This window comes from Acinetobacter sp. 24-47-66 (assembly GCF_056779755.1).
Genome location: NZ_JBWYIL010000003.1, coordinates 52,356 through 72,933 on the forward strand (window position 1 = coordinate 52,356; position 20,578 = coordinate 72,933).

The window sequence follows — 20,578 nt, forward strand, 5'->3', positions numbered from 1 at the left end:
TGATTATAGAATATTCGGCTGATGAACAGGCATGAATTTTATTTGAAATAAAGATCAACACCATCTGTTTTCCCTAGAGCAAAAGCCTTAAGCCAAAAAAGCACAGCTTGTGCTGTGCTTTTTTCGATGTGTTCATCTAGCCTTGTAGCGCTTGACGCTTCTTATATTGAATAGATGCAATCACTGCCCAAACAATAAATGCTACACCAATCAGACCTGTTACCACTTCAGGAACATGTACGCCCGTACCACTCGCAATCATAATGAAAGCCAATGCACCAATTGCATAGTGCGCACCATGTTCTAAATAGATGTAAGCATCTAAAGTACCTTTCTCAACGAGATAGATGGTAATCGAACGAACAAAGATGGCACCAATCGCGAGACCTAACATAATCACCACAACATCTGAAGTAATGGCAAAAGCACCAATCACACCATCAAAACTAAATGATGCATCCAATACTTCTAAATACAAGAATCCACCGATACCCGCTTTGACTACGCCTGTTGGCACACCATTACTATCGTGACCAATTGCATTACCATTTTCATCAATTTCAGGCTCACCACCCAGCAAATGGCTCAGTACTTGTACCCCAATATAAATGACGATGCCCCAGATACCCGCCATAGTCACGACTAAGCGTTTAGCTTCATCAACATTAGCTGCCATGATCAGTAAAGCCACTAAAGCTACAAATACAGATAGTGCAGGTACAGATGCCAGTTTCGCTAAACGACGCTCAATCCATTTGAACCAATGCGTGTCTTTGCCATCATCCAAGAAAAAGTTAAGGAATACCATCAATAAGAATGCACCACCGAATGCTGCAATTTCAGGATGATGATTCATCAGTCGTGCCGAATATTCTTTAGGGTCATTTAATGCCAAATTGACAACTTCCATCATGCCCATATCCGCTGTGACCGCGACGATCACAATTGGGAAGATTAAACGCATACCAAATACTGCAATGAGAATACCCACAGTCAGGAAAAGCATTTTCCAAAAGTGATCCCAATGACGAAGGACTGAAGCATTCACGACAGCATTATCAAAAGAAAGTGAAACTTCCATCACAGCTAAAATTGCAGTAATGGTCAGTACGGTGAACATGGTCTTGAGGCCAGCTTCTGGACCATGGGTATAACCCCAATAGGCAGACAGCGCAAGACACACGATCGTGAATACGATAGAGAAACCAAAATGTTTCCACATAATCTAGCGACCTTATAAAAAATGAGGTGAATCAATAAAAATTTTACAAAACATAAACTTAGAGTTTTTATATGACGATTATTAAACAAAGTCTGTGCTTAGTGATTTGTAAAAATTCTATAAATTGAATGTCTGATTTCTAGCGCTAAAAGACACTCAATTAAACTGTACTAATTATGACGAGTTTTCAAAATTTATCCAAAGTTCTTCGTATGATTTTTTTGTTGAAGATGATGTATCGCTCAAGCTAGTTTTGTAACGACAAATTGATATGATCTTAGATGATACCTAGAGATGATTTTATTCAGGATGGATTTATGCGTTTTTCAGAAGCCGTTTGGCAACGAAACTACGATTTATATCAAAAAACATTAGCACTCCCTTTTAACCAAGAACTGGCGCTTGGAACACTCGATCGAGAAGTTTTTTGCCATTACGTCATTCAGGATGCGCATTATCTGGTTGCCTATGGTCGAGCATTGGCTATTTGTGGTGCTAAAGCATATGACTCCGATGCCATTATTCAATTTACGCAAGGCGCTAATGAAGCAATTGTGGTTGAACGTGAACTGCACAATGGTTTTATGCACGAATTTGGCATCACTAAAGCTGATTTTGAAAATACACCTTTGACTGCTGCTTGCCATCATTACACCTCATTTCTGACAGCTACTGCATGGTCAGAGAGTTATCCTGTCGTTTTAGCTTCATTACTGCCGTGCTATTGGATTTATGCGGAAGTGGGCAAAGACATTCTTAAACGTAATATTGCAAATAATCCTTATCAAGCATGGATTGACACTTATGCTGGCGAGCATTTCAACGAAGAAGTACGCAAAGTCATTGAAATTATTGACCGAGTTGCGGCAGAAAGCGATCAACATACCATTGAAAAAATGCATCAAGCTTACACACGGGGAGCTGAACTCGAATATTTATTCTGGGATAGTGCCTATCATCAACGTCAATGGTTAAGCCTAGATCACTCATGATGCTATCACCTGCATAACCAAATTAAAGGTCGGTGATCTAAACTGCATTGCCGACTTTCAGGCTCATTTCGATTTAAATGGATTTAAGACTGGATTTTAAAGCAAACTTCAAGCACAATTATTATTGATAATAATTCTCATTATCATAAATAAAATTTACTTGAGGTTTTCTATGCAACATTCACTGGGAACAGAAGCAATCCGTGCATATTTCACTTTACAATGCTGTTGGTTAAATAATGAAGAAGTTTATTTAGAAAAAGGATGTACACATTGTGGATCTGCTGCCACATATCTCATTTATTTTACCAATCATCATATTCAAAATTTAATGCTCGACTTCATTGCACAATACTCTTGTTCAAGCTCTATACGTTTTGATTTTCTAGATTTACAACATTTCGAAGCCGAATATAACGATTTTCTTCAACACTTAGAAAAAGAAGTAAATTTTTACGCACGTCAACATCATGCTATTGAAAGACATATATGTTTTGAACAGGTGGACTCTATTTTCGAACGTCACTATTCACGTGCTTGCTGATCAATATTCACCCGAAATTCACTTATATTTAACATCCTATGGCTCATCATGACATCAAATTTGCGAATTGATTATGTCTTGTTCATCTATTTAAAATCAGATTACAGGAGCTCTCAAAGCACTTTACATTGGACTTTTGCTGTTCAATGAAATTTTACCGACATAATTTGTCGTGTTTTATTTTTCATTTGTGCTTGAACAAAATTAAATCGCTATCATATATCACCTTCACTCAGCATATTTTCGAGATGTTTTATGAGCCAAAGTCATATCCGTATTCGAGGCGCACGCACCCATAACTTAAAAAATGTGAACCTTGATATTCCACGCGATAAGTTCGTGGTGATTACGGGACTTTCAGGTTCAGGTAAATCTTCACTGGCTTTCGACACCTTATATGCAGAAGGTCAACGTCGCTATGTGGAATCTTTATCTGCCTATGCACGCCAATTCCTGTCACAAATGGAAAAACCTGAAGTCGATTCGATTGAAGGTTTAAGCCCAGCTATTGCCATCGAGCAGAAATCAACCAGTCATAACCCACGTTCAACGGTCGGTACGATTACTGAAATTTATGACTATTTACGTTTGTTGTATGCTCGAGTGGGTACACCCTACTGCCCTGAGCATGACTTGCCGATGGTGGCACAAACCGTGTCGGAAATGGTTGATGCGGTTAAAGCACTTGAAGAAGGTACGGCTTTATTGTTACTTGCTCCTGTTGTACGTGAGCGCAAAGGGGAATACACCAATTTATTTGAGCAATTACAAAGCCAAGGTTTCGTCCGTGCACGTGTAGACGGTGAAATCATGGAAATTGATCCACCGCCTGAACTGGATAAGAAGAAAAAACATACCATTGAAGTCGTGGTCGACCGTTTTAAAGTCCGCGATGACTTAGGCAACCGTATTGCAGAAAGTTTTGAAACCGCACTGCGTTTAGGTGGTGATATTGCGATTTTGTCATGGATGAAAGGCGAACAATCTGATCGTGTGTTTTCAGCAAAACACTCATGTCCTGAATGTGACCGTGCCGTTGCCAAATTAGAACCTCGTCTGTTTTCTTTTAACAACCCATTTGGTGCTTGCCCGGTCTGTGATGGTTTAGGGACACGCAGCCATTTTAGTTCTGACAAACTCATTCCAAACCCTGAAGTCAGCATTAGCCAAGGGGCAATTCGTGGTTGGGATCGTCAGCGTCCATACTATTACAGCATGATTGAAAAAGTCGCTGCACATTTCGACTTTTCTCTTGATACGCCGTGGAATGAACTTGATGCGGATACCAAAAAGAAATTCCTTTACGGTACAGGCAAAGAAAAAATTGATTTAAGCTATATCGATGAACGTGGTCGCCGTCATAACCGTGTGATGGCTTTCGAAGGGGTTTTACCACATTTAGAACGTCGTTACCGTGAAACTGAATCAAACTATGTACGTGATGATTTAGCTCAGTATTTATCGAATGCTGCATGTGACGCTTGTGGCGGTTCACGTCTCAATGAAATTTCACGTCATGTGCGTGTCAAAGACAAAACCATTGCCGAAATTACCAAAATGTCGATTGGCGATGCTGAAAGCTATTATCAAGATCTCAATCTTGAAGGCGCCAAAGGTGAAATTGCCGATAAGATTTTTAAAGAAATTCGTGAGCGTTTGCACTTCCTTGTATCAGTCGGCTTGAACTATTTAAGTCTATCTCGTTCAGCCGAAACCTTATCAGGCGGTGAAGCACAGCGTATTCGTTTAGCTTCGCAAATTGGTGCTGGCTTAATGGGCGTCATGTACGTGCTGGATGAACCATCGATTGGTTTGCATCAACGTGATAATGACCGTTTGCTTGAGACTTTGGTTCGTTTACGTGACCTTGGCAATACCGTTTTAGTGGTTGAGCATGATGAAGATGCCATTCGCGCAGCGGATCATATTATTGATATTGGTCCGGGTGCAGGTGTGCATGGTGGTCACGTCATTGCCGAGGGGACTTATGACGAATTGGCAGCCAATGAAGACTCTTTGACCGGTAAATACTTGTCAGGCAAATTAAAAATTGAAGTGCCTAAAGTTCGTGTACAACCACCTAAACCTGATGAGCAAATTAAGCTGATGGGTGCATGTGGTCACAACTTAAAGAATGTCGATTTGACTATTCCATTGGGTGTGATGACCTGTGTGACGGGTGTATCGGGTTCAGGTAAATCAACCCTCATTAACCGCACCTTATTACCGCTTGCAGCAACACAATTGAACGGTGCAACCACGTTAACTGCTGAAAAGTTTGATTCGATTGATGGCTTACAATTCCTCGATAAAGTCGTGGATATTGACCAAAGCCCAATTGGACGTACGCCTCGTTCCAACCCTGCCACTTATACAGGTTTGTTTACGCCAATTCGTGAACTCTTTGCTCAAACCCCAGAAGCCAAAGCGCGTGGTTATGCCGCAGGTCGTTTCTCGTTTAACGTGAAAGGTGGTCGCTGTGAAGCCTGTGAAGGCGACGGTATGATTAAAGTGGCGATGCATTTCTTACCGGATATGTATGTGCCATGCGATGCCTGCCACGGCAAGCGTTATAACCGTGAAACTTTGGAAGTCGGCTATAAAGGCAAAAATATTTCTGACGTACTCGAGATGACCGTTGAAGATGCGATGCATTTCTTTGATGCGATTCCTGTGATTCATCGTCGTTTAGAAACTTTACATCAAGTTGGTTTGGGCTATATCCGTTTGGGTCAGTCGGCAACCACGCTTTCAGGTGGTGAAGCACAGCGTGTGAAACTTGCACGTGAGTTGGCGAAGCGTGATACAGGTAAAACACTGTATGTGCTTGATGAGCCAACCACAGGTTTACATTTCCACGATATTGCGAAACTTTTGGATATTCTTCATGAGCTACGCAATAAGGGTAATACCATTGTGGTGATTGAGCATAACTTAGATGTCATTAAAACTGCCGACTGGATTGTGGACTTAGGTCCTGAAGGTGGTGCAGGTGGTGGTATGATTATTGCCGAAGGTACGCCTGAAGAAGTAGCGAAAAATAAGGTTTCGCATACAGCGAGATTCTTGAAGCCAATGTTGAAATAATCTCCCCCCTTACGGATTAATGCTCCTCATCTTTGAAAAGGAGGGTTAGGGAGGTTTCAAAATAATAATTTATTATGCTAAAACGGTGATTCATTCACCGTTTTTTATTCTTATGACTTTATTAGAAATATTAGATACAGCTATTAAAATTGGTTTAGGTGCGCTCATTACAGGGATCATTACTTATTTCAATCAAAAGGCAAATTTGAAGGCACAACAAAATAAGGAAAACAAAGAATTTAATCGTAATCTTTTAACAAAAATTTCTTCTGATATAGAGGAAATAAATCATTTAATTTTAAAAATTTGGGCTATATTTGATTTTGAAATTAAAAAGCCTGTATTAGATAAAGAAGTAATTAGCGACAGACTCTCTCCTCTGCGAGAAAACCTATTTGATGACTTTAATCTATTAAGTAAAAATGAAGGGCTTTTACTTTTATATGACTATAAAGATCAACAAGAAATATTGAGAAGATACGGTGAACTTGTAGGTGCTTTTAATTCCTATACATGTTTTCGTAAAGAATCTGTTTCAATTGAGAAAACTGCTGAATATAAAGCAAGTATATTAGAGACTAGAAAACAACTTTATCAAAGTTTAAATAAAGCCATTCCTAAATAATTTTTAACTGAAATCCAATCACATGAAAGCGACCTGGATGTCGCCCGTTTGATTAGGATATAAGGATATATCCTCAATCAAAAAAAAAGCATTTTGCCTACTTTTGTGCTTTCAAAAGTAGGAAATTCCTACGCAAATTTAATAAAAAATCTAACTGACAATTGAGGACGTGACTACTGCCAATATTCACATAATCTTAGCTTGAAACAGTATTACGCCCCTGCGCTTTCGCTCTAAATAATGCTTGGTCTGCCTTATCAAATAAGGCTTTCCAAGAATCAGCACCTACCGCAACACCCACACTGATCGAAACCGTAAATGATTGACCTTGCTCATCTGTAAATTGTATATCACCAATACTCTTACGCATCTTTTCTGCAGCACGTAAACCATGTTCAAGGTCTAAATTTTCAATCAACACCAAAAATTCATCACCACCAAAGCGTACGACCAAATCCGTAGAACGAACATTATGACTTAAACAATTTGCCACCTGCTGAATGACTTGATCCCCTGCCACATGACCATATTGATCATTAACCTGTTTAAAATAATCAATATCTACAATCATCAAACACGTTTGGGTAAACTTATTGGGCTGAGCCTCCATAAGTTTGGTATAGGCTTCTAAAGCAAAACGATTTGAAACACCTGTTAATTTATCAGTATTGGCAATATTCTTTAATTCAAATTCAAACTCATCACGTTGATGCAACATTTTCTGAAGTTTTTGCATCGCTTCGTGTAATGAATGTACTTGTTTCTGCTGATCTTCAATAAAATGACTATCGACCAAAGCATTGGCATACGACAATTCAACTAATTTATCTCTCACCATGATAAGCGGCGAAATAACTTTACGTTGAACATAGATCATCGTAAATAAAGCAGCCAATAGTGAAATTAAAGAGACTATCAACGTGAGTATAAAGTTGAGTTGATTCGCGTCTTTTTCTGACTTTGCGATTTCAACGCTCTTATTGAGCAAATAGTCTTGCAAATCGATAACTGTTAAGAATTTACCAGATACAGCTACACTTAATTCAGTCCCTGATAAAAAATAAGGTTGTCCTTTTCGGCTTTCATCAATTAATCGCATGATGATGGGTAAGCCCTGATCAATAAACTGAGTTTTCACTTCTTGGTGTAAACGAGCGAACTCAGCTGTACGATGGCGTTCGGGTTGGATGGTATTCACTAAATCCCACAAATAGCGAACTTGTTTTTGCGTTTGTAATGCGCGTGCAATATTGTCACTTGGTAACGGCTGCTGAAATGTCACATGTGCAGTTACATTTGAAGCAACACGTCCAGCCTGATCACGCAAATCTGCTAACACCAAAATCATGGTGTAATAATGCCCCATCGAACTGTCTTTACTTTTAGACTGCATTACCAGTTTTTTCAGTAAATCATGGCTGCTATCCCACGCATTAAACATTGTAAGAATAGCCTGATCTAAAGCTTCAGGCGTACGCTCTGCAAATGGCAACGAAATATAGTGATCGACTTGTTTGCGACCTTCCGCTAATTTTGGATTTAGGTATTGAGCGACGTACTCTTCTAACCCATCATATCCAGACTGATCTAATCGATGAATCGAGACCTTAATTTGTTCATCTACTCCCGCGCGATACTCAATAAGCGCTTGTTTATTTTTTTCAAACTCTTCTTGTGAACTCGACATTGCCATGTTCGCAGGGCCACGCTCGCGTGAAATACGGTTCGCTAGAGCAGCAACAGCTCGAAGATTTTCAATTTCAATCAATGCTGTTTGTGATTTCTGATATTCGCGATAATGGCTAATGACCAATGGGATTGAAATACAGAGGATAGATAAGACGATAATCATCACGAACACAAATAGGCGGCGACCAATTTGCTCGGAATGTGATTTTAACATCCAAACTACCTCTAAAATAAAAGACCGTATAAAGCGGTAAGATTTATAAAATTTCTTTGAACTTAGTTATATTTTACAATATAACCATGTTTAAAAAGCACTTAAAGCACAAGTTTTTATTTAAGAAACAATGTGATAAATATCACACTATTGTAATGCCGTAAATTTTTTTTGTTCAATATTTAAATTATTTTTCCACCAATATACAAGTGATATATTTCGCAGTATTTACTTTTTTTGAATTAAAATCAGATGATTATTTTGATCACTTAATCAGCATCGAAAAAATAGATCATGCGCATAATTTTTAATCATTATACAAACCTCATCCTTTAAACCATAATGCTTACATCGCAAAGATACTGATTCATATCAGATTTGCTTAATGAATTTTGTTCTACCCTCGGATGTTTCTCCCACATACAGAACATCCTTTTTCAGCCCAGCCATCCCAATCGGCTGGGTTTTTTTTATCTTTTATATGACTTTTAACGTAAATAATGAAAGAAACCAAGTCGATCTAAAATATCTAAAGTGATTTCCTTGCGTTGCTGAATTTGATCACCATTTTTCATTTCTAAATTTAATGCAAAGGCAGTGACTTGACCGCTGGCTTGTTCTACAAACCCCACATACCAGCCTACCTGAGGCTCAATATCCATTCCCCAACCACTTTTGGCATATAGCTTATTCGCACCACGTGATTCGACATACATCATGTCCCTTACATCTTGTTGTACATCTCTACGAAACGGCAATGACAACTGTGCCAATCTATAAACAAATTTAACTTGTTGTTCAGGTGTAATCTCTAGAGGACCTTTTAACCAAAATTGATCTATCTGATCCCCGACTTTTGCATTTCCATACTGAATTCGACTTAATTCCTGTTGCATCAATGTTGGTCCAATACGGTGTGCTAAGGCTTGATACACAGGTACAACAGATGCTTGTAAGGCTTCACCAAGCGTAAAATCACGTTGCCAACTATCAAATGAACGTTTATTTCCATCCCATTTAAACACTTCATACCGAGTTGATTTATGATGTTCTAATCCAATCAAAGCATTCACTATTTTAAAAGTGGATGCAGGGATAAAATTTTCTTTTGCTCTTGTTCGATCAGAACCGTAAGTTTTAACGTGTTTGCCATCATAGGTGATAAATACACCTTGAATATTTTGCTGATTAAATAGGGTCTCAATATGATGCTGATTCTTTGATTCACTGCTATTCAGCATTGAATCGTCTTTTAAATCGTATGCTTTTATTCTCGGATTAATATGATCTAAGGCCTGGCAGGCAGATAAAAAAACAGACGTTAAAACAAGTGCAACAACGTAGATTCCTTTCAATTCAATGTTCCAATTTGACCAATGCATTTAATTCAATTTTGACAGATTATTTCCAATTTTTTTGTCTATTTTTAACACTTTTTTTAAAAATATTATTTACATGTGCAATATGCTGGTGCATAATGCCCCACATTAGGGCGAGATAGAAATATACCTCAGCAGAATTTCTGTATTTCCCTCAAGTTTTGGCGAAAAAACCTAGTTTTCTATGAAAACTAGGTTTTTTTTTGCTCAGTATTGATAAAGAATACACCCAATTATGCACTATAATGGTGCAAATAAATATAAGTTAAAAAAAACCCAGCCTTGGGGAAAGCTGGGTATATAAGAGAAATAACCACTATAATATTTAGTAAATCTAAAAGGTAAAACTCAATTTATTTAAATATAAAAAAAAACTTAGTTAACGAGCATGTAATTATGTGAAAATTAACTTAAATTGCAAAGATCGTAACCCTTTGAAATTCCGAATCGACCTAACACTTTACAGCCAAGTAGGTGAAAAAAGTCACATTATTTATTTTCAAATGAGTTAAAATTAAACGAAAATCTTAAATTTCATGTAAATTAACATTTTCTTTATACGTTTTATCCGATTCTAATAATCTTTTTTTTGTATAATTTCGATGCAATTTTTTTAGCTTAATCGACCTTGAAAATCTCCTTATCACATTGTTATTTTTGAATAAAATGTTCAAAAATTCATGTTCTTAATCTTCTTGTATCAAGACATAACACACAAAATAAATTTAGACCAGCAGACTATTACCTTAAAGATCATTGACTTAATACATTGTTACAATACAATATTTACTGCATATTCATTCGACATTTATTTGGTAACTATTATGAAAAAAATTAGTTTAGCCACTGCTTTATTAGTAGCAATGACTGGGGCACACGCATATCAAGTTGAAGTACAAGGCGCTGCTGAATACTTTGATGACTCATTGAACAATGATAACTATACTGGTTCTGTTCAAGGTACTTACTACTTCAAGAATGTAGACTCAACTAAAGGTCCTTTAGCTGAAGCGGCTTTCTTAAATCAAGCATCTAATGTTTCTGTTGCTTATAACTTCGGTGAATATTCTGCTGATATTAAAGCTGCTAATCAGAAAGTTGAAGCTCAGCAACATAACTATGGTGCAAAAGCTGAAGCTTATATCCCAACTAAACTTATTCCTTTATATGCAAGCGCGTCATATAGCCACTCAAAAACTGATGCTAAAAATGAATTCACTGCAACCAATCCATCTAACCACCCACAAGTTGCTAAATTAGCAGATGGTAACGGCGATCGTTATGCATTAGAAGTTGGTGCAATGTTACTGCCAAACTTTTTGGTTGCTGTAGGTTATACAAGCGTTGCTGATCAATACTCTTTTGATGTATTCAAAGCAATCAACAACGGTAGCGTATTCTCAGCACTTGAAGCAGGTACTATTGCTGAAGATCAAGATGCGATCACAGCTCGTACTAAATATGTAGGCGGCATCACTGATACAAATATGTCTGTCGGCTTTGAAGCTGGTTTAGTATACGGTGAAGATACACTTTACCAATTAAAATCTGACCTTTACTTCAATCCACAGTTAAGCGCAGGCGTTTCTTATACTGAATCAAGCTTTAATGACACTCCAAGCTCAGCTATCGGTGCTAACGTAAACTACTTCATCACTCCAGCTGTAGCTGTTGGTGCAAGTTATGTAAATGCTAACGCTGAAAATGGTTCTAGCCGTGATACTGAAACTGTTGGCTTAAATGCTAAATTCCGTTTCTAATAAATTATTAGATACAGAATCAAAAAAGGACGCATAATGCGTCCTTTTTTAATCATTCACTATTTACTCAGGGCTACGAATTACACTTAAGAAATGTAAATGTCTTTCGTATTGATCAATGACATCTTGAATTAAGTCTTCTTGTGTCCAGTCCATTACATCATAGGCCTGTCCACCCTCTCTTAAAAACACTTCCGCCTGATAATAATCCTGCTCATTCACCATTGTATCTGGCATAAAGCTCGGTGGCGTTGTTCTTTGTGACATCACTTGATATACGAAATTCAACTCGTCATGATGATCTACCCTCAACTCTATTCCTTCACCCAATCGATTTACACTAACCTTAAACTGTCTTCTCTTGAACTCTTTCTGCACTTGCTCTAATGCTTGATATACTTGAGATTCAATAAATACATCAACCTCTTCCTTAGAATGAGGATAGTGCATAATCAATCCTAAGCGTTTTTGCCAACTCCGTGGTTGATGAATTGCTCGAGGTGTAATTCTCGCTTCTTGCAAAGCATTCATTTTAATTAAATCTACTTTTAAGGCTTTGAGTAATCCCCAACAAATAAAGAGCATAATGACGGAGAATGGCAATGCACTCATGATGGTTGCAGATTGTAAAGCACCGAGCCCACCGACCAATAATAATACAATTGCCAATACCGCCATAAGCACAGTCCAAAAGAGTCGTTGCCATGTCGGTGAACCTTCACCTTTAGCCGTCAAATAGTCTGTAACTAATGCACCTGAATCCGCTGAAGTGACAAAGAATAAAATAACCAGCGATGTTGCTACCACACTCATCATTGAAGCGAGTGGTAAGCTATTTAAAAATTCGAATAATGCAACGGAAGAATCCTTCTGTACTGCTAGCATCAGTGCTTCATTGCCTTCTTGCATAATACTGAAGAGCGCAGCATTCCCCATAAAGCCCATCCAAATGAGTGTAAATCCAGTAGGAATCAAAATAACTCCAACGATAAACTCTCGAATAGTTCTTCCGTGAGACACACGTGCGATAAACATCCCGACAAATGGTGACCATGAGATCCACCATGCCCAATACATAATCGTCCAACCACCAATCCAACCATTGGGTTGATAAGCATATAAATTAAATGTCATGGTAAAGAGATTAGAAACATACTGACCCATGTTCTGAATTGTGGTTTGCAAAAGATAAATGGTAGAACTCGTGAAGAATACAAAGAGTAATAAGCTTAATGCCAATACTAAATTCAGCTCAGACAACCGTTTAATTCCTTTTTCTAAACCTAGAAAAACGGATAATGATGCCAATGCACTGACGATAATAATCAGTATCACTTGTGTACTTGCTGATTGAGGAACATCAAATAAATAATTCAAGCCTGAGTTAATTTGCGTTACACCAAAACCCAACGTTGTCGCCACACCAAATACTGTTCCAATCGTGGCAAATGTGTCTACGGCATCCCCCATTGGACCATGAATTTTTTTTCCAATGATCGGATACAGCGCAGAACGCACTTTTAAAGGCAATTGATGTCGATAAGCAAAATAGGCCAAAGACAATCCAATCAATGCATAGATCCCCCATGCATGAAGTCCCCAGTGGAAGAAAGTCACTCGCATCGCTTGCTGCGCTGCCATAACCGTTTCTCCATCACCGACTGGCGGAGAGACATAATGCATTACAGGTTCTGCTACCCCAAAAAACATCAAGCCAATCCCCATACCTGCGGTAAAGAGCATTGCAAACCAAGAGCCATTACTGTAACTCGGTTGGCTATGATCTGGACCGAGCCTGATTTTGCCGTAGTCAGAAATTGCGATATAAGCCAGCACGATCAGAAATATGGCAACTGCTAAAACATAGAACCAACTAAAAGAATCCGTAATCCATTGGTTCAGTTGCTGAGTAACTAATTCAAAACCATTAGGAGATAACACCACAGTGGCCAAAAATACAAAAATGATGAGTACCGTGCTGATAAAAACACGTGGATTTACATTTGAATACCATGAAGGATGCTGAGAAGACATAATTCCCCTATATATTTATTTTTCGGTGAAACGCTTCAAACTGGATAAAACGCTATATGAATTGAGATCATTTATCCTCAACCTCATACAAAGCCGAGTTAGTTTCATCAAAAACAGAATAGAAAATCGACTCAATATAGAGCATCGGAGACTGTTTGTTGATCTAATTACTTATTATTCATGATTTTGCAGATGAATGCCGTTAGCAAGATGTAACGTTCTGTTTTAATCATCCTGATGCTTTGGCAAATGAGCAATGTATTGCAGTGCAATTAAGCGCGAAACAATCAAAGCCAGATACATGACTCCACTAAACATTTGAATCATGGCAATCAGTCTCGCCAGCGGACTCAAGGGCATAATATCTGAAAGACCTGTTGCCGACTGAATACTAAAACTGAGAAACAACAAATCTAACCAACTATGTTGAACAGATTGTTCAGGCGTTATGCTAAAACTCAGTGGGTCATATAGCTGGCAGATGCTATATAAAAATGCGAAGCTCCATGCAATTAAAGTAAAAACAGCCGCTGCCGCAAATAATTCATCTTTGGTCAAATAGCGGTCTTCGAACATATATCGAACCAAACCATAAGCCGCTGTCGTATACGCGATAACTTCAAATACATGCGCTGTAATTTGAATATAGGCTTGATGGTATCCAATCAGAATCAAGAAAGAAAAAATGAGAGCCCCTAGTACCCCAAATAAACCTACAGCACTAAAAATTGGGGTCATTTTGATGACTTTAGCAATAATAAGAAGGACTAAAGCACCGAGAATCCAAGTCATGGAGCGATAAGCCAAATCATGACTTGATACCACTGCGAGGAATAAAATCAGCAGCTGTAAAATCAGTAGACAAGCGGATGGTAAACGTACCAGATCACGTATCGCGCGGCATATTAACCTCATCTCAACTCCAACTATTTTTATTGTTTTGTTTGAATGAAAGCATAGCGGACAGTTGATGAATTGTATGTCATTTAAAATAGAAATTTGGTAAAGAAAAAAGCCCCTTAAAGGGGCTTTTTATCATCATCAGTATGGCTTAGTGGTCTGATGCACCAGAAATACCAATACCTGTTTGTGAGCGTACAAACTGTGCATCAAATGCTTTACGTTCAGCTTGCGCTTGTGCAGAATTGTCTGTCACAGAGAATAACCAGCAGAAGAAGAATGCTAAAGGCATCGCAAATAATGCAGGACCGTTATATGGATTAATTGGTGTATCAGAAATACCAAGCGTATCTACCCAAACTGCTTTAGAAAGTACGATGAGTACAACCGCTAAAACTAATCCAACAACACCACCAGCAACCGCACCACGCGTTGTTAAACCTTTCCAGAACATTGAAAGTACAAGCACTGGGAAGTTTGCACATGCAGCAACAGAGAATGCTAAACCTACCATGAAGGCAACGTTTTGTTTCTCGAACAAGATACCCAAGATCATCGCAAAGATCGCAAGACCTAAAGTCGCGATTTTAGACATACGAAGTTCAGATTCAGGTGTAGTTTGTCCTTTTTTCAATACGTTCGCATATAAGTCATGTGAAATTGCTGAAGCACCTGACAACGTTAAACCTGCAACAACTGCGAGAATCGTGGCAAATGCAACCGCTGAAATGAAGCCCATGAACAAGTCACCGCCTAAAGCATCAGACAAGTGAACCGCAGCCATATTATTACCACCAACAAGCTCTAGCTTGCCAGTTACTGCCATTTTCGCAATATCAAGGAATTGTGGGTTGTTCGATACATAGAGAATCGCACCGAAACCAATGATGAAAGTTAAAAGATAGAAGTAACCGATAAAGCCTGTTGCAACAACAACTGATTTACGTGCTTCTTTCGCATCTTTTACTGTGAAGAAACGCATGAGGATATGTGGTAAACCAGCTGTACCAAACATCAATGCTAAACCAAGAGAAATCGCATCAATTGGGTTTGATGCCAGACTACCTGGTCCCATGATTTTGGTTGCATCATCTAAGGTTAAATCATGTACTTTAGAGAAGACTTGAATCGATTGCTCGAACATATTGGTGAAGCTAAAGCCAACGCCTTTCATCACCATAAATGCCATGAAGGTAGCACCTGACAACAACATCACTGCCTTAATGATTTGCACCCATGTTGTCGCTAACATACCGCCAAACATAACGTATGCCATCATAAGCAGACCGACGATGACGACAGCAATGTTATAGTTCAAGCCAAACAGAAGCTTGATCAACTGACCAGCGCCGACCATTTGGGCAATCAAGTAGAATGCAACAACAACAAGAGAGCTTAACGCTGCCAGTGTGCGTACAGGTTTTTCTTGTAAACGGAATGATACAACGTCAGATAAATTGTATTTACCCAAGTTACGCAAACGCTCTGCTATCAAGAAAAGTACGATAGGCCAACCTACCATGAAACCAAGTGAATAGAGTAAGCCATCGAAACCTGACAGGAAAACCATCGCAGAAATACCAAGGAACGATGCTGCGGACATATAGTCACCAGCAATGGCTAAACCATTTTGGAAACCAGAAATTCCACCGCCTGCGGTATAGAAATCTTTGGTGTTTGTGGTTTGTTTAGCTGCCCATTTGGTAATCCCCAGCGTTGCACCGACGAAAATCAAGAACATGATAATCGCAGGCCAATTTGTTGCTTGTTGTTCTGCTGCACCTAAATCAGGACCTGCGAATGCCAATCCAGATAACATTGCAGTCCCTGCAAATGTGAGTAAAGAATTCCATTTCATCTTAGTGTAGTCCCTTCTCGTGAGTGATGGCTTCAACTTCGCGCATAGCTTCTTCGTTTAATTGATCGAGCTTATTGTTGGCAATGTACGAATACACACCACATAACAAGAAAGACAGCACGATGATGCCTAATCCTAGAGGGATACCCCAAGTGGTTACACCACCTGAAAGCGATGACAATAAAAATTCTTTGTTATAGCCAACTAAAAGCATAAAACCAACGTAGACAAACAGCATAATGCCTGTCAATGTCCAGCTCAGTGTGCTTTTCTTTTTGACCATTTCTTTGAATTTGGGATTCTGTAGAATTTGCTCTACTTGTCTCTCATCCATAAACAAGACTCCATATGAGACCCAACCGTAGGTCATTTTTTTTATTTAAATTATTCCGATTTTTAAATTAGCAAGATTTTGCATTGGTTGTAATTTAGACTTTGGTCGCTAAATTTTGATCAATTTGAACGTGACAGTTCATGGATGCGTTATCATTACACGAGATTCTCAAGTGTAAGTCCTATGAACAGTTGGTTGATTATTGGGGTACTCGCCCTCTACATCCTCATCCTTTTTATTTGCGCCTTTTTTGGTGAAAAACATGCCAGTCGGCTCAGCCCACGTGGACGCATGTTATTGTTTAGTTTGACCTTAGGCGTGTACTGTTCGTCTTGGACATTCTACGGCGCAACGGGTGCTGCTGTTCGTGAAGGGATCATTTTCCTTCCAATCTACTTAGGCCCACTTCTGTTTGTCTGGTTTGGTTATGATATTTGGCGTCGCTTAGGTCGAGTACGTCAGCACCATGCTATTTCCTCAATTGCTGACTTTGTGGCAGCACGTTATGGCAAAAGCGGACCTCTCGCCTCACTCGTCACCATTTTAGCCGTGATCGCCATCATTCCTTATCTTGCCTTACAACTGAGAGCCATTGCACTCAGTGCATCCGTGATGTTGCAACAAGATTCAGAAGTGATGAATCTGACCACCAATGGTGTTCTTGCACTTACAGGGGTTCTCGCAATTTTGGCTATGATGTTTGGTACACGTCAGATTGCCAACACCGAACAGCATGGCGGTTTAATGCTGGCAGTCGCTTTTGAATCCTTTGTTAAATTATTTGCACTCCTCTGTGTCGCTTTTTTCTTTTTATTTGAACGCCCCGAAAACCTCATTCAAGTTTCCGCAGACGTATCCAAAACCTTCCATGAAATTCAACTGATGGGCGTGCCAGATACCTTTTGGATTCAAACACTTTTAGCAGCATTAGCGATTATATGTTTGCCACGCCAGTTTCATGTTGCTGTAGTTGAATTACGTGATGAAAAACATATTCGTGGTGCGCGCAGATGGTTTGCCGCTTACATCATTTTAACCGTTGTCGCGATTATTCCGATTGCAAGTTGGGCACTTCATGCTGCACCAGAATACATGGCAGTCCCTGATGTTGCCGTGCTGTCACTGCCTTTGAGCTATAACCAAGAATGGCTGACGCTCTTAGCATTCCTTGGAGGATTTTCGGCTTCAACTGGTATGCTTTTAGTCTCTTCAGTCGCACTCTCAATCATGCTCAGTAACGACTTGATTATGCCTGCGCTATGGCGTTTGGGTTGGATTTCTCGTCATGACAAGCGTTTACCTCGAATGCTGAAATTCACACGTCGCGTATGTATTTTGGCGGTCATGCTACTTGGATTCTTATTCTTCCATTTCTTTAATGACATTGATCAGCTGTCAGTATTTGGTCTTTTGGCATTTAGTGCTGTTGCACAGTTTGCACCTGCACTTATTGGGGGGTTGTACTGGCGTGGTGGAAGTAAACAAGGGGTCTATGCAGGTCTCATCGTTGGTTTTGTGATGTGGAGTTACACACTGCTCTTACCAACAATTTTAAGAAGTTTACCAGATGAATATTATCAATTTACTTATTCGTTTCTGATGTTTGGCCCTCTGGGATTTGACTTATTAAAGCCTGAAGCATTACTTGGTTTTGAATCATTTGCGCCATTAACACATGGTGTAATTTGGTCACTTGGCTTAAATATCGTGCTCTACATCTGGATCTCACGAATTTATCGTCCAAGTATTGCTGAGCAAATACAGGCAGAAAGTTTCTTCTATTACGAAACAAAACCCCTACAAACGCAACAAACCTCAAATGAAGTTAATTATTTACATCATGATGTCGCACGATTAAAAGTGGGTGACCTGATCACGCTTGCCAAACGGATTACGGGTGAAGGTCCGACCATGCATGCGTTTAATCAATTCTGCTTATCCAATAATGTGATATTAAACGAAAACAGCAGTGCCAATGGGATGTGGTGGCGTTTCACTGAACAATATCTTGCTGGCACAATTGGAGCTGCATCGGCACGTACCCTACTCACTACAGCCATGGTTAACAATGGATTAGCACTTGGACAGGTCGCTAATATTCTAGATCAAGCATCACAATGGCAACGCTTTAACCAAAATCTAATTATGACCATGATCGACCACATGACCCAAGGGGTAAGTGTTGTCGATGAAAACATGTGTTTAGTCGCATGGAATAATCAATATCTCGTTTTATTCGATTATCCAAAAGATTTGGTATATGTGGGCTGCCCAATTGCAGACTTGATCCGATACAACGCAGAGCGCGGTGAATGTGGACCTGGTTCCGTTGAAGAGCACGTACGTAAACGTATTCATTGGATGAAAGTAGGTAGCGCTCATGAGTTCGAACGTATTCGAAAAGATGGTCGTGTTATCCAAATGCGAGGAAATCCAATCGAAGGCGGTGGCTTCGTGACGACATTTGCTGATATCACGGCATTCCGAGAAACTGAAGCACTACTTGAAGGACGCGTTCAAGATCGTACTCAACAACTTGCCAATGCCTTGGCAGAACAACAATTGGCACGTGAACAAGCTGACAAAGCCAATATGTCAAAAAGTCGATTCATTGCTGCAGCAAGTCATGATTTACTTCAACCTATGCACGCTGCACGGTTATTCAGTACGGCATTAGAACAAAGCATTCAAAATGAAGAAGATGCTAAAACGCTACAGCAACTCGACCGTGCCTTACATGGTGCAGAGAGTATGCTTTCTGCATTATTAGACATTGCACGTTTAGAAGGTGGAACAATACAACCTAAACGACAAGCCTATCCATTACATGACCTATTGAGTGACTTAGAACTACAATTTAAATCAATTGCAGCACAACGAGCGATCTCCTTCCGAGTGCATGACGTGAAGTTCTGGATTGATACAGATCCTCAATGGATTCGCCGTATTATTCAAAACTTTGTCAGTAATGCCCTAAGATACACAGCAAAAGGTCGTGTAATTGTTGGGGTGTTACGTTCAGCAGAAAGAGCGAATCATATTCGTATTGGTGTTTGGGATACTGGTCCAGGGATTGCTGAACAACAACGTATTAAACTCTTCCAAGAGTTTGAACGTTGCGGACATACCTCGCCATGGGGTGAACAAGGTTTAGGTCTTGGACTCGCCATCGTTCAGAGAATGACCAGTATGTTGGGTTATCCTGTGCATGTGTATTCCGAGTTGGGTAAGGGTTCATGTTTTATGATTGAAGTCCCACTCATCGATGCACCAAAGGTTGTGACCGCACCAGTTCAAGCCACACCATTAAAATCTGCAGCGTATAAAATTTTATGTTTAGACAATGATGAAACTATTTTAGAAGGCATGGCAACTTTGCTTACTAAATGGGGTTATCAAGTGTTTAAAGCCACAGAACCTGAACAAGCGCTTGAGATTATTCAACAAGAGAACATTCAAGTTTGGTTGGTCGATCAACACCTGAATTCAAATAAAATAGGATTAGATTTTATTGTAGACTATCGTCAAGAAAATGTACCTGTGGCATTGATTACAGCTGATTCAGATCCTGAGCTTCCTCAACGACTCAAAGAGCTGAATATTGTCCTACTGAAAAAACCTCTCAAACCTGCCTCACTACGTTCATGGTTATCAGGTTTAAAAATTTCAAAATAAGATTTGAATAGTTATATTTTGATACATTCATCACCCAGTTTTTCCAAGAAGAGCTGGGTGATTTTTATACATATTGACACTGTACTTTACAATGATTGGCAGTCCTCAGCTTCACAGGTGGCAAAAGAGAACAAAATAAAGCTAAAGAGAGCGTTGGCGATTGACCAAAAAAATCAAAGTCTGATTTTCTATGGCAAAACACATCAAAAGTTGAAAAAGTATTTAAAACAAATAGTTACAAGTTTACTAACATCATGTTTTTAGA

13 protein-coding genes are annotated in these 20,578 nt (G+C 39.2%); 6 read left to right on the top strand and 7 right to left on the bottom strand.

The genetic code is table 11. The annotated features are described in order from the left end of the window. Positions 1-136: 136 nt before the first annotated feature. Positions 137-1,222, bottom strand: coding sequence for a DUF475 domain-containing protein (locus tag AC1M84_RS04170; RefSeq protein ID WP_179999088.1), 1,086 nt, complete (start codon positions 1,220-1,222; stop codon positions 137-139). 317 nt (positions 1,223-1,539) lie between these two features. On the opposite strand from AC1M84_RS04170, the gene tenA reads away from it, so the two are divergent. The 4 genes from tenA to AC1M84_RS04190 all read left to right on the top strand — a co-directional run bounded on the left by tenA (position 1,540) and on the right by AC1M84_RS04190 (position 6,470). Next, positions 1,540-2,214, top strand: a complete 675-nt coding sequence (gene tenA, locus AC1M84_RS04175) for a thiaminase II (protein WP_481586851.1) — start codon at positions 1,540-1,542, stop codon at positions 2,212-2,214. Between the two features lie 172 nt (positions 2,215-2,386). Then, positions 2,387-2,758 carry a hypothetical protein gene (locus AC1M84_RS04180; RefSeq protein WP_180028470.1) on the top strand — a complete coding sequence of 124 codons (372 nt, stop codon included), beginning with the start codon at positions 2,387-2,389 and terminating at the stop codon, positions 2,756-2,758. 255 nt (positions 2,759-3,013) lie between these two features. Next, a complete protein-coding gene (gene uvrA, locus AC1M84_RS04185; RefSeq protein WP_481594490.1) occupies positions 3,014-5,845 on the top strand; it encodes an excinuclease ABC subunit UvrA in 2,832 nt (943 codons plus the stop codon). A gap of 112 nt (positions 5,846-5,957) precedes the next feature. Continuing rightward, on the top strand, positions 5,958-6,470 hold the full coding sequence (locus tag AC1M84_RS04190) for a hypothetical protein (RefSeq protein WP_035265770.1): 513 nt from the start codon (positions 5,958-5,960) through the stop codon (positions 6,468-6,470). Between the two features lie 196 nt (positions 6,471-6,666). On the opposite strand, the gene AC1M84_RS04195 is transcribed toward AC1M84_RS04190, so the two are convergent. Together AC1M84_RS04195 and blaOXA are read right to left on the bottom strand one after the other, a co-directional pair. Then, entirely contained in the window at positions 6,667-8,373 is a 1,707-nt protein-coding gene (locus tag AC1M84_RS04195) for a GGDEF domain-containing protein (RefSeq protein WP_481594491.1), read from the bottom strand. A 488-nt stretch (positions 8,374-8,861) separates the two neighbouring features. Further along, entirely contained in the window at positions 8,862-9,755 is an 894-nt protein-coding gene (blaOXA, locus tag AC1M84_RS04200) for a class D beta-lactamase (RefSeq protein WP_481592840.1), read from the bottom strand. Positions 9,756-10,576: 821 nt separating this feature from the next. Here blaOXA and omp33-36 point away from each other — a divergent pair. Further along, complete coding sequence (omp33-36, locus tag AC1M84_RS04205; RefSeq protein WP_481592839.1) at positions 10,577-11,512, top strand: porin Omp33-36; 936 nt, start codon at positions 10,577-10,579, stop codon at positions 11,510-11,512. A gap of 63 nt (positions 11,513-11,575) precedes the next feature. On the opposite strand, the gene betT is transcribed toward omp33-36, so the two are convergent. The 4 genes from betT to AC1M84_RS04225 all read right to left on the bottom strand — a co-directional run bounded on the left by betT (position 11,576) and on the right by AC1M84_RS04225 (position 16,638). Then, positions 11,576-13,546: a choline BCCT transporter BetT gene (gene betT / locus AC1M84_RS04210; RefSeq protein WP_481594492.1), complete on the bottom strand. Its 1,971-nt coding sequence runs from the start codon at positions 13,544-13,546 to the stop codon at positions 11,576-11,578. Between the two features lie 225 nt (positions 13,547-13,771). After that, the gene (locus AC1M84_RS04215; RefSeq protein WP_481594493.1) at positions 13,772-14,461 is read right to left on the bottom strand and encodes an ion channel; all 690 of its coding nucleotides are present in this window, start codon (positions 14,459-14,461) and stop codon (positions 13,772-13,774) included. Positions 14,462-14,597: 136 nt separating this feature from the next. Beyond that, positions 14,598-16,304, bottom strand: a complete 1,707-nt coding sequence (locus AC1M84_RS04220) for a cation acetate symporter (RefSeq protein WP_180028478.1) — start codon at positions 16,302-16,304, stop codon at positions 14,598-14,600. Between the two features lies 1 nt (position 16,305). Next, a complete protein-coding gene (locus AC1M84_RS04225; RefSeq protein ID WP_035265779.1) occupies positions 16,306-16,638 on the bottom strand; it encodes a DUF485 domain-containing protein in 333 nt (110 codons plus the stop codon). A gap of 183 nt (positions 16,639-16,821) precedes the next feature. Here AC1M84_RS04225 and AC1M84_RS04230 point away from each other — a divergent pair, with 183 nt between their 5' ends. Continuing rightward, positions 16,822-20,313: a hybrid sensor histidine kinase/response regulator gene (locus tag AC1M84_RS04230; RefSeq protein WP_481592835.1), complete on the top strand. Its 3,492-nt coding sequence runs from the start codon at positions 16,822-16,824 to the stop codon at positions 20,311-20,313. Positions 20,314-20,578 lie beyond the last annotated feature (265 nt).

What these genes read in the sequence shown, in the direction of transcription:
- AC1M84_RS04170 (WP_179999088.1), bottom strand. Translation starts at nt 1,222, where the DNA reads ATGTGGAAACATTTTGGTTTCTCTATCGTATTCACGATCGTGTGTCTT.
- tenA (WP_481586851.1), top strand. Translation starts at nt 1,540, where the DNA reads ATGCGTTTTTCAGAAGCCGTTTGGCAACGAAACTACGATTTATATCAA.
- AC1M84_RS04180 (WP_180028470.1), top strand. Translation starts at nt 2,387, where the DNA reads ATGCAACATTCACTGGGAACAGAAGCAATCCGTGCATATTTCACTTTA.
- uvrA (WP_481594490.1), top strand. Translation starts at nt 3,014, where the DNA reads ATGAGCCAAAGTCATATCCGTATTCGAGGCGCACGCACCCATAACTTA.
- AC1M84_RS04190 (WP_035265770.1), top strand. Translation starts at nt 5,958, where the DNA reads ATGACTTTATTAGAAATATTAGATACAGCTATTAAAATTGGTTTAGGT.
- AC1M84_RS04195 (WP_481594491.1), bottom strand. Translation starts at nt 8,373, where the DNA reads ATGTTAAAATCACATTCCGAGCAAATTGGTCGCCGCCTATTTGTGTTC.
- blaOXA (WP_481592840.1), bottom strand. Translation starts at nt 9,755, where the DNA reads ATGCATTGGTCAAATTGGAACATTGAATTGAAAGGAATCTACGTTGTT.
- omp33-36 (WP_481592839.1), top strand. Translation starts at nt 10,577, where the DNA reads ATGAAAAAAATTAGTTTAGCCACTGCTTTATTAGTAGCAATGACTGGG.
- betT (WP_481594492.1), bottom strand. Translation starts at nt 13,546, where the DNA reads ATGTCTTCTCAGCATCCTTCATGGTATTCAAATGTAAATCCACGTGTT.
- AC1M84_RS04215 (WP_481594493.1), bottom strand. Translation starts at nt 14,461, where the DNA reads ATGAGGTTAATATGCCGCGCGATACGTGATCTGGTACGTTTACCATCC.
- AC1M84_RS04220 (WP_180028478.1), bottom strand. Translation starts at nt 16,304, where the DNA reads ATGAAATGGAATTCTTTACTCACATTTGCAGGGACTGCAATGTTATCT.
- AC1M84_RS04225 (WP_035265779.1), bottom strand. Translation starts at nt 16,638, where the DNA reads ATGGATGAGAGACAAGTAGAGCAAATTCTACAGAATCCCAAATTCAAA.
- AC1M84_RS04230 (WP_481592835.1), top strand. Translation starts at nt 16,822, where the DNA reads ATGAACAGTTGGTTGATTATTGGGGTACTCGCCCTCTACATCCTCATC.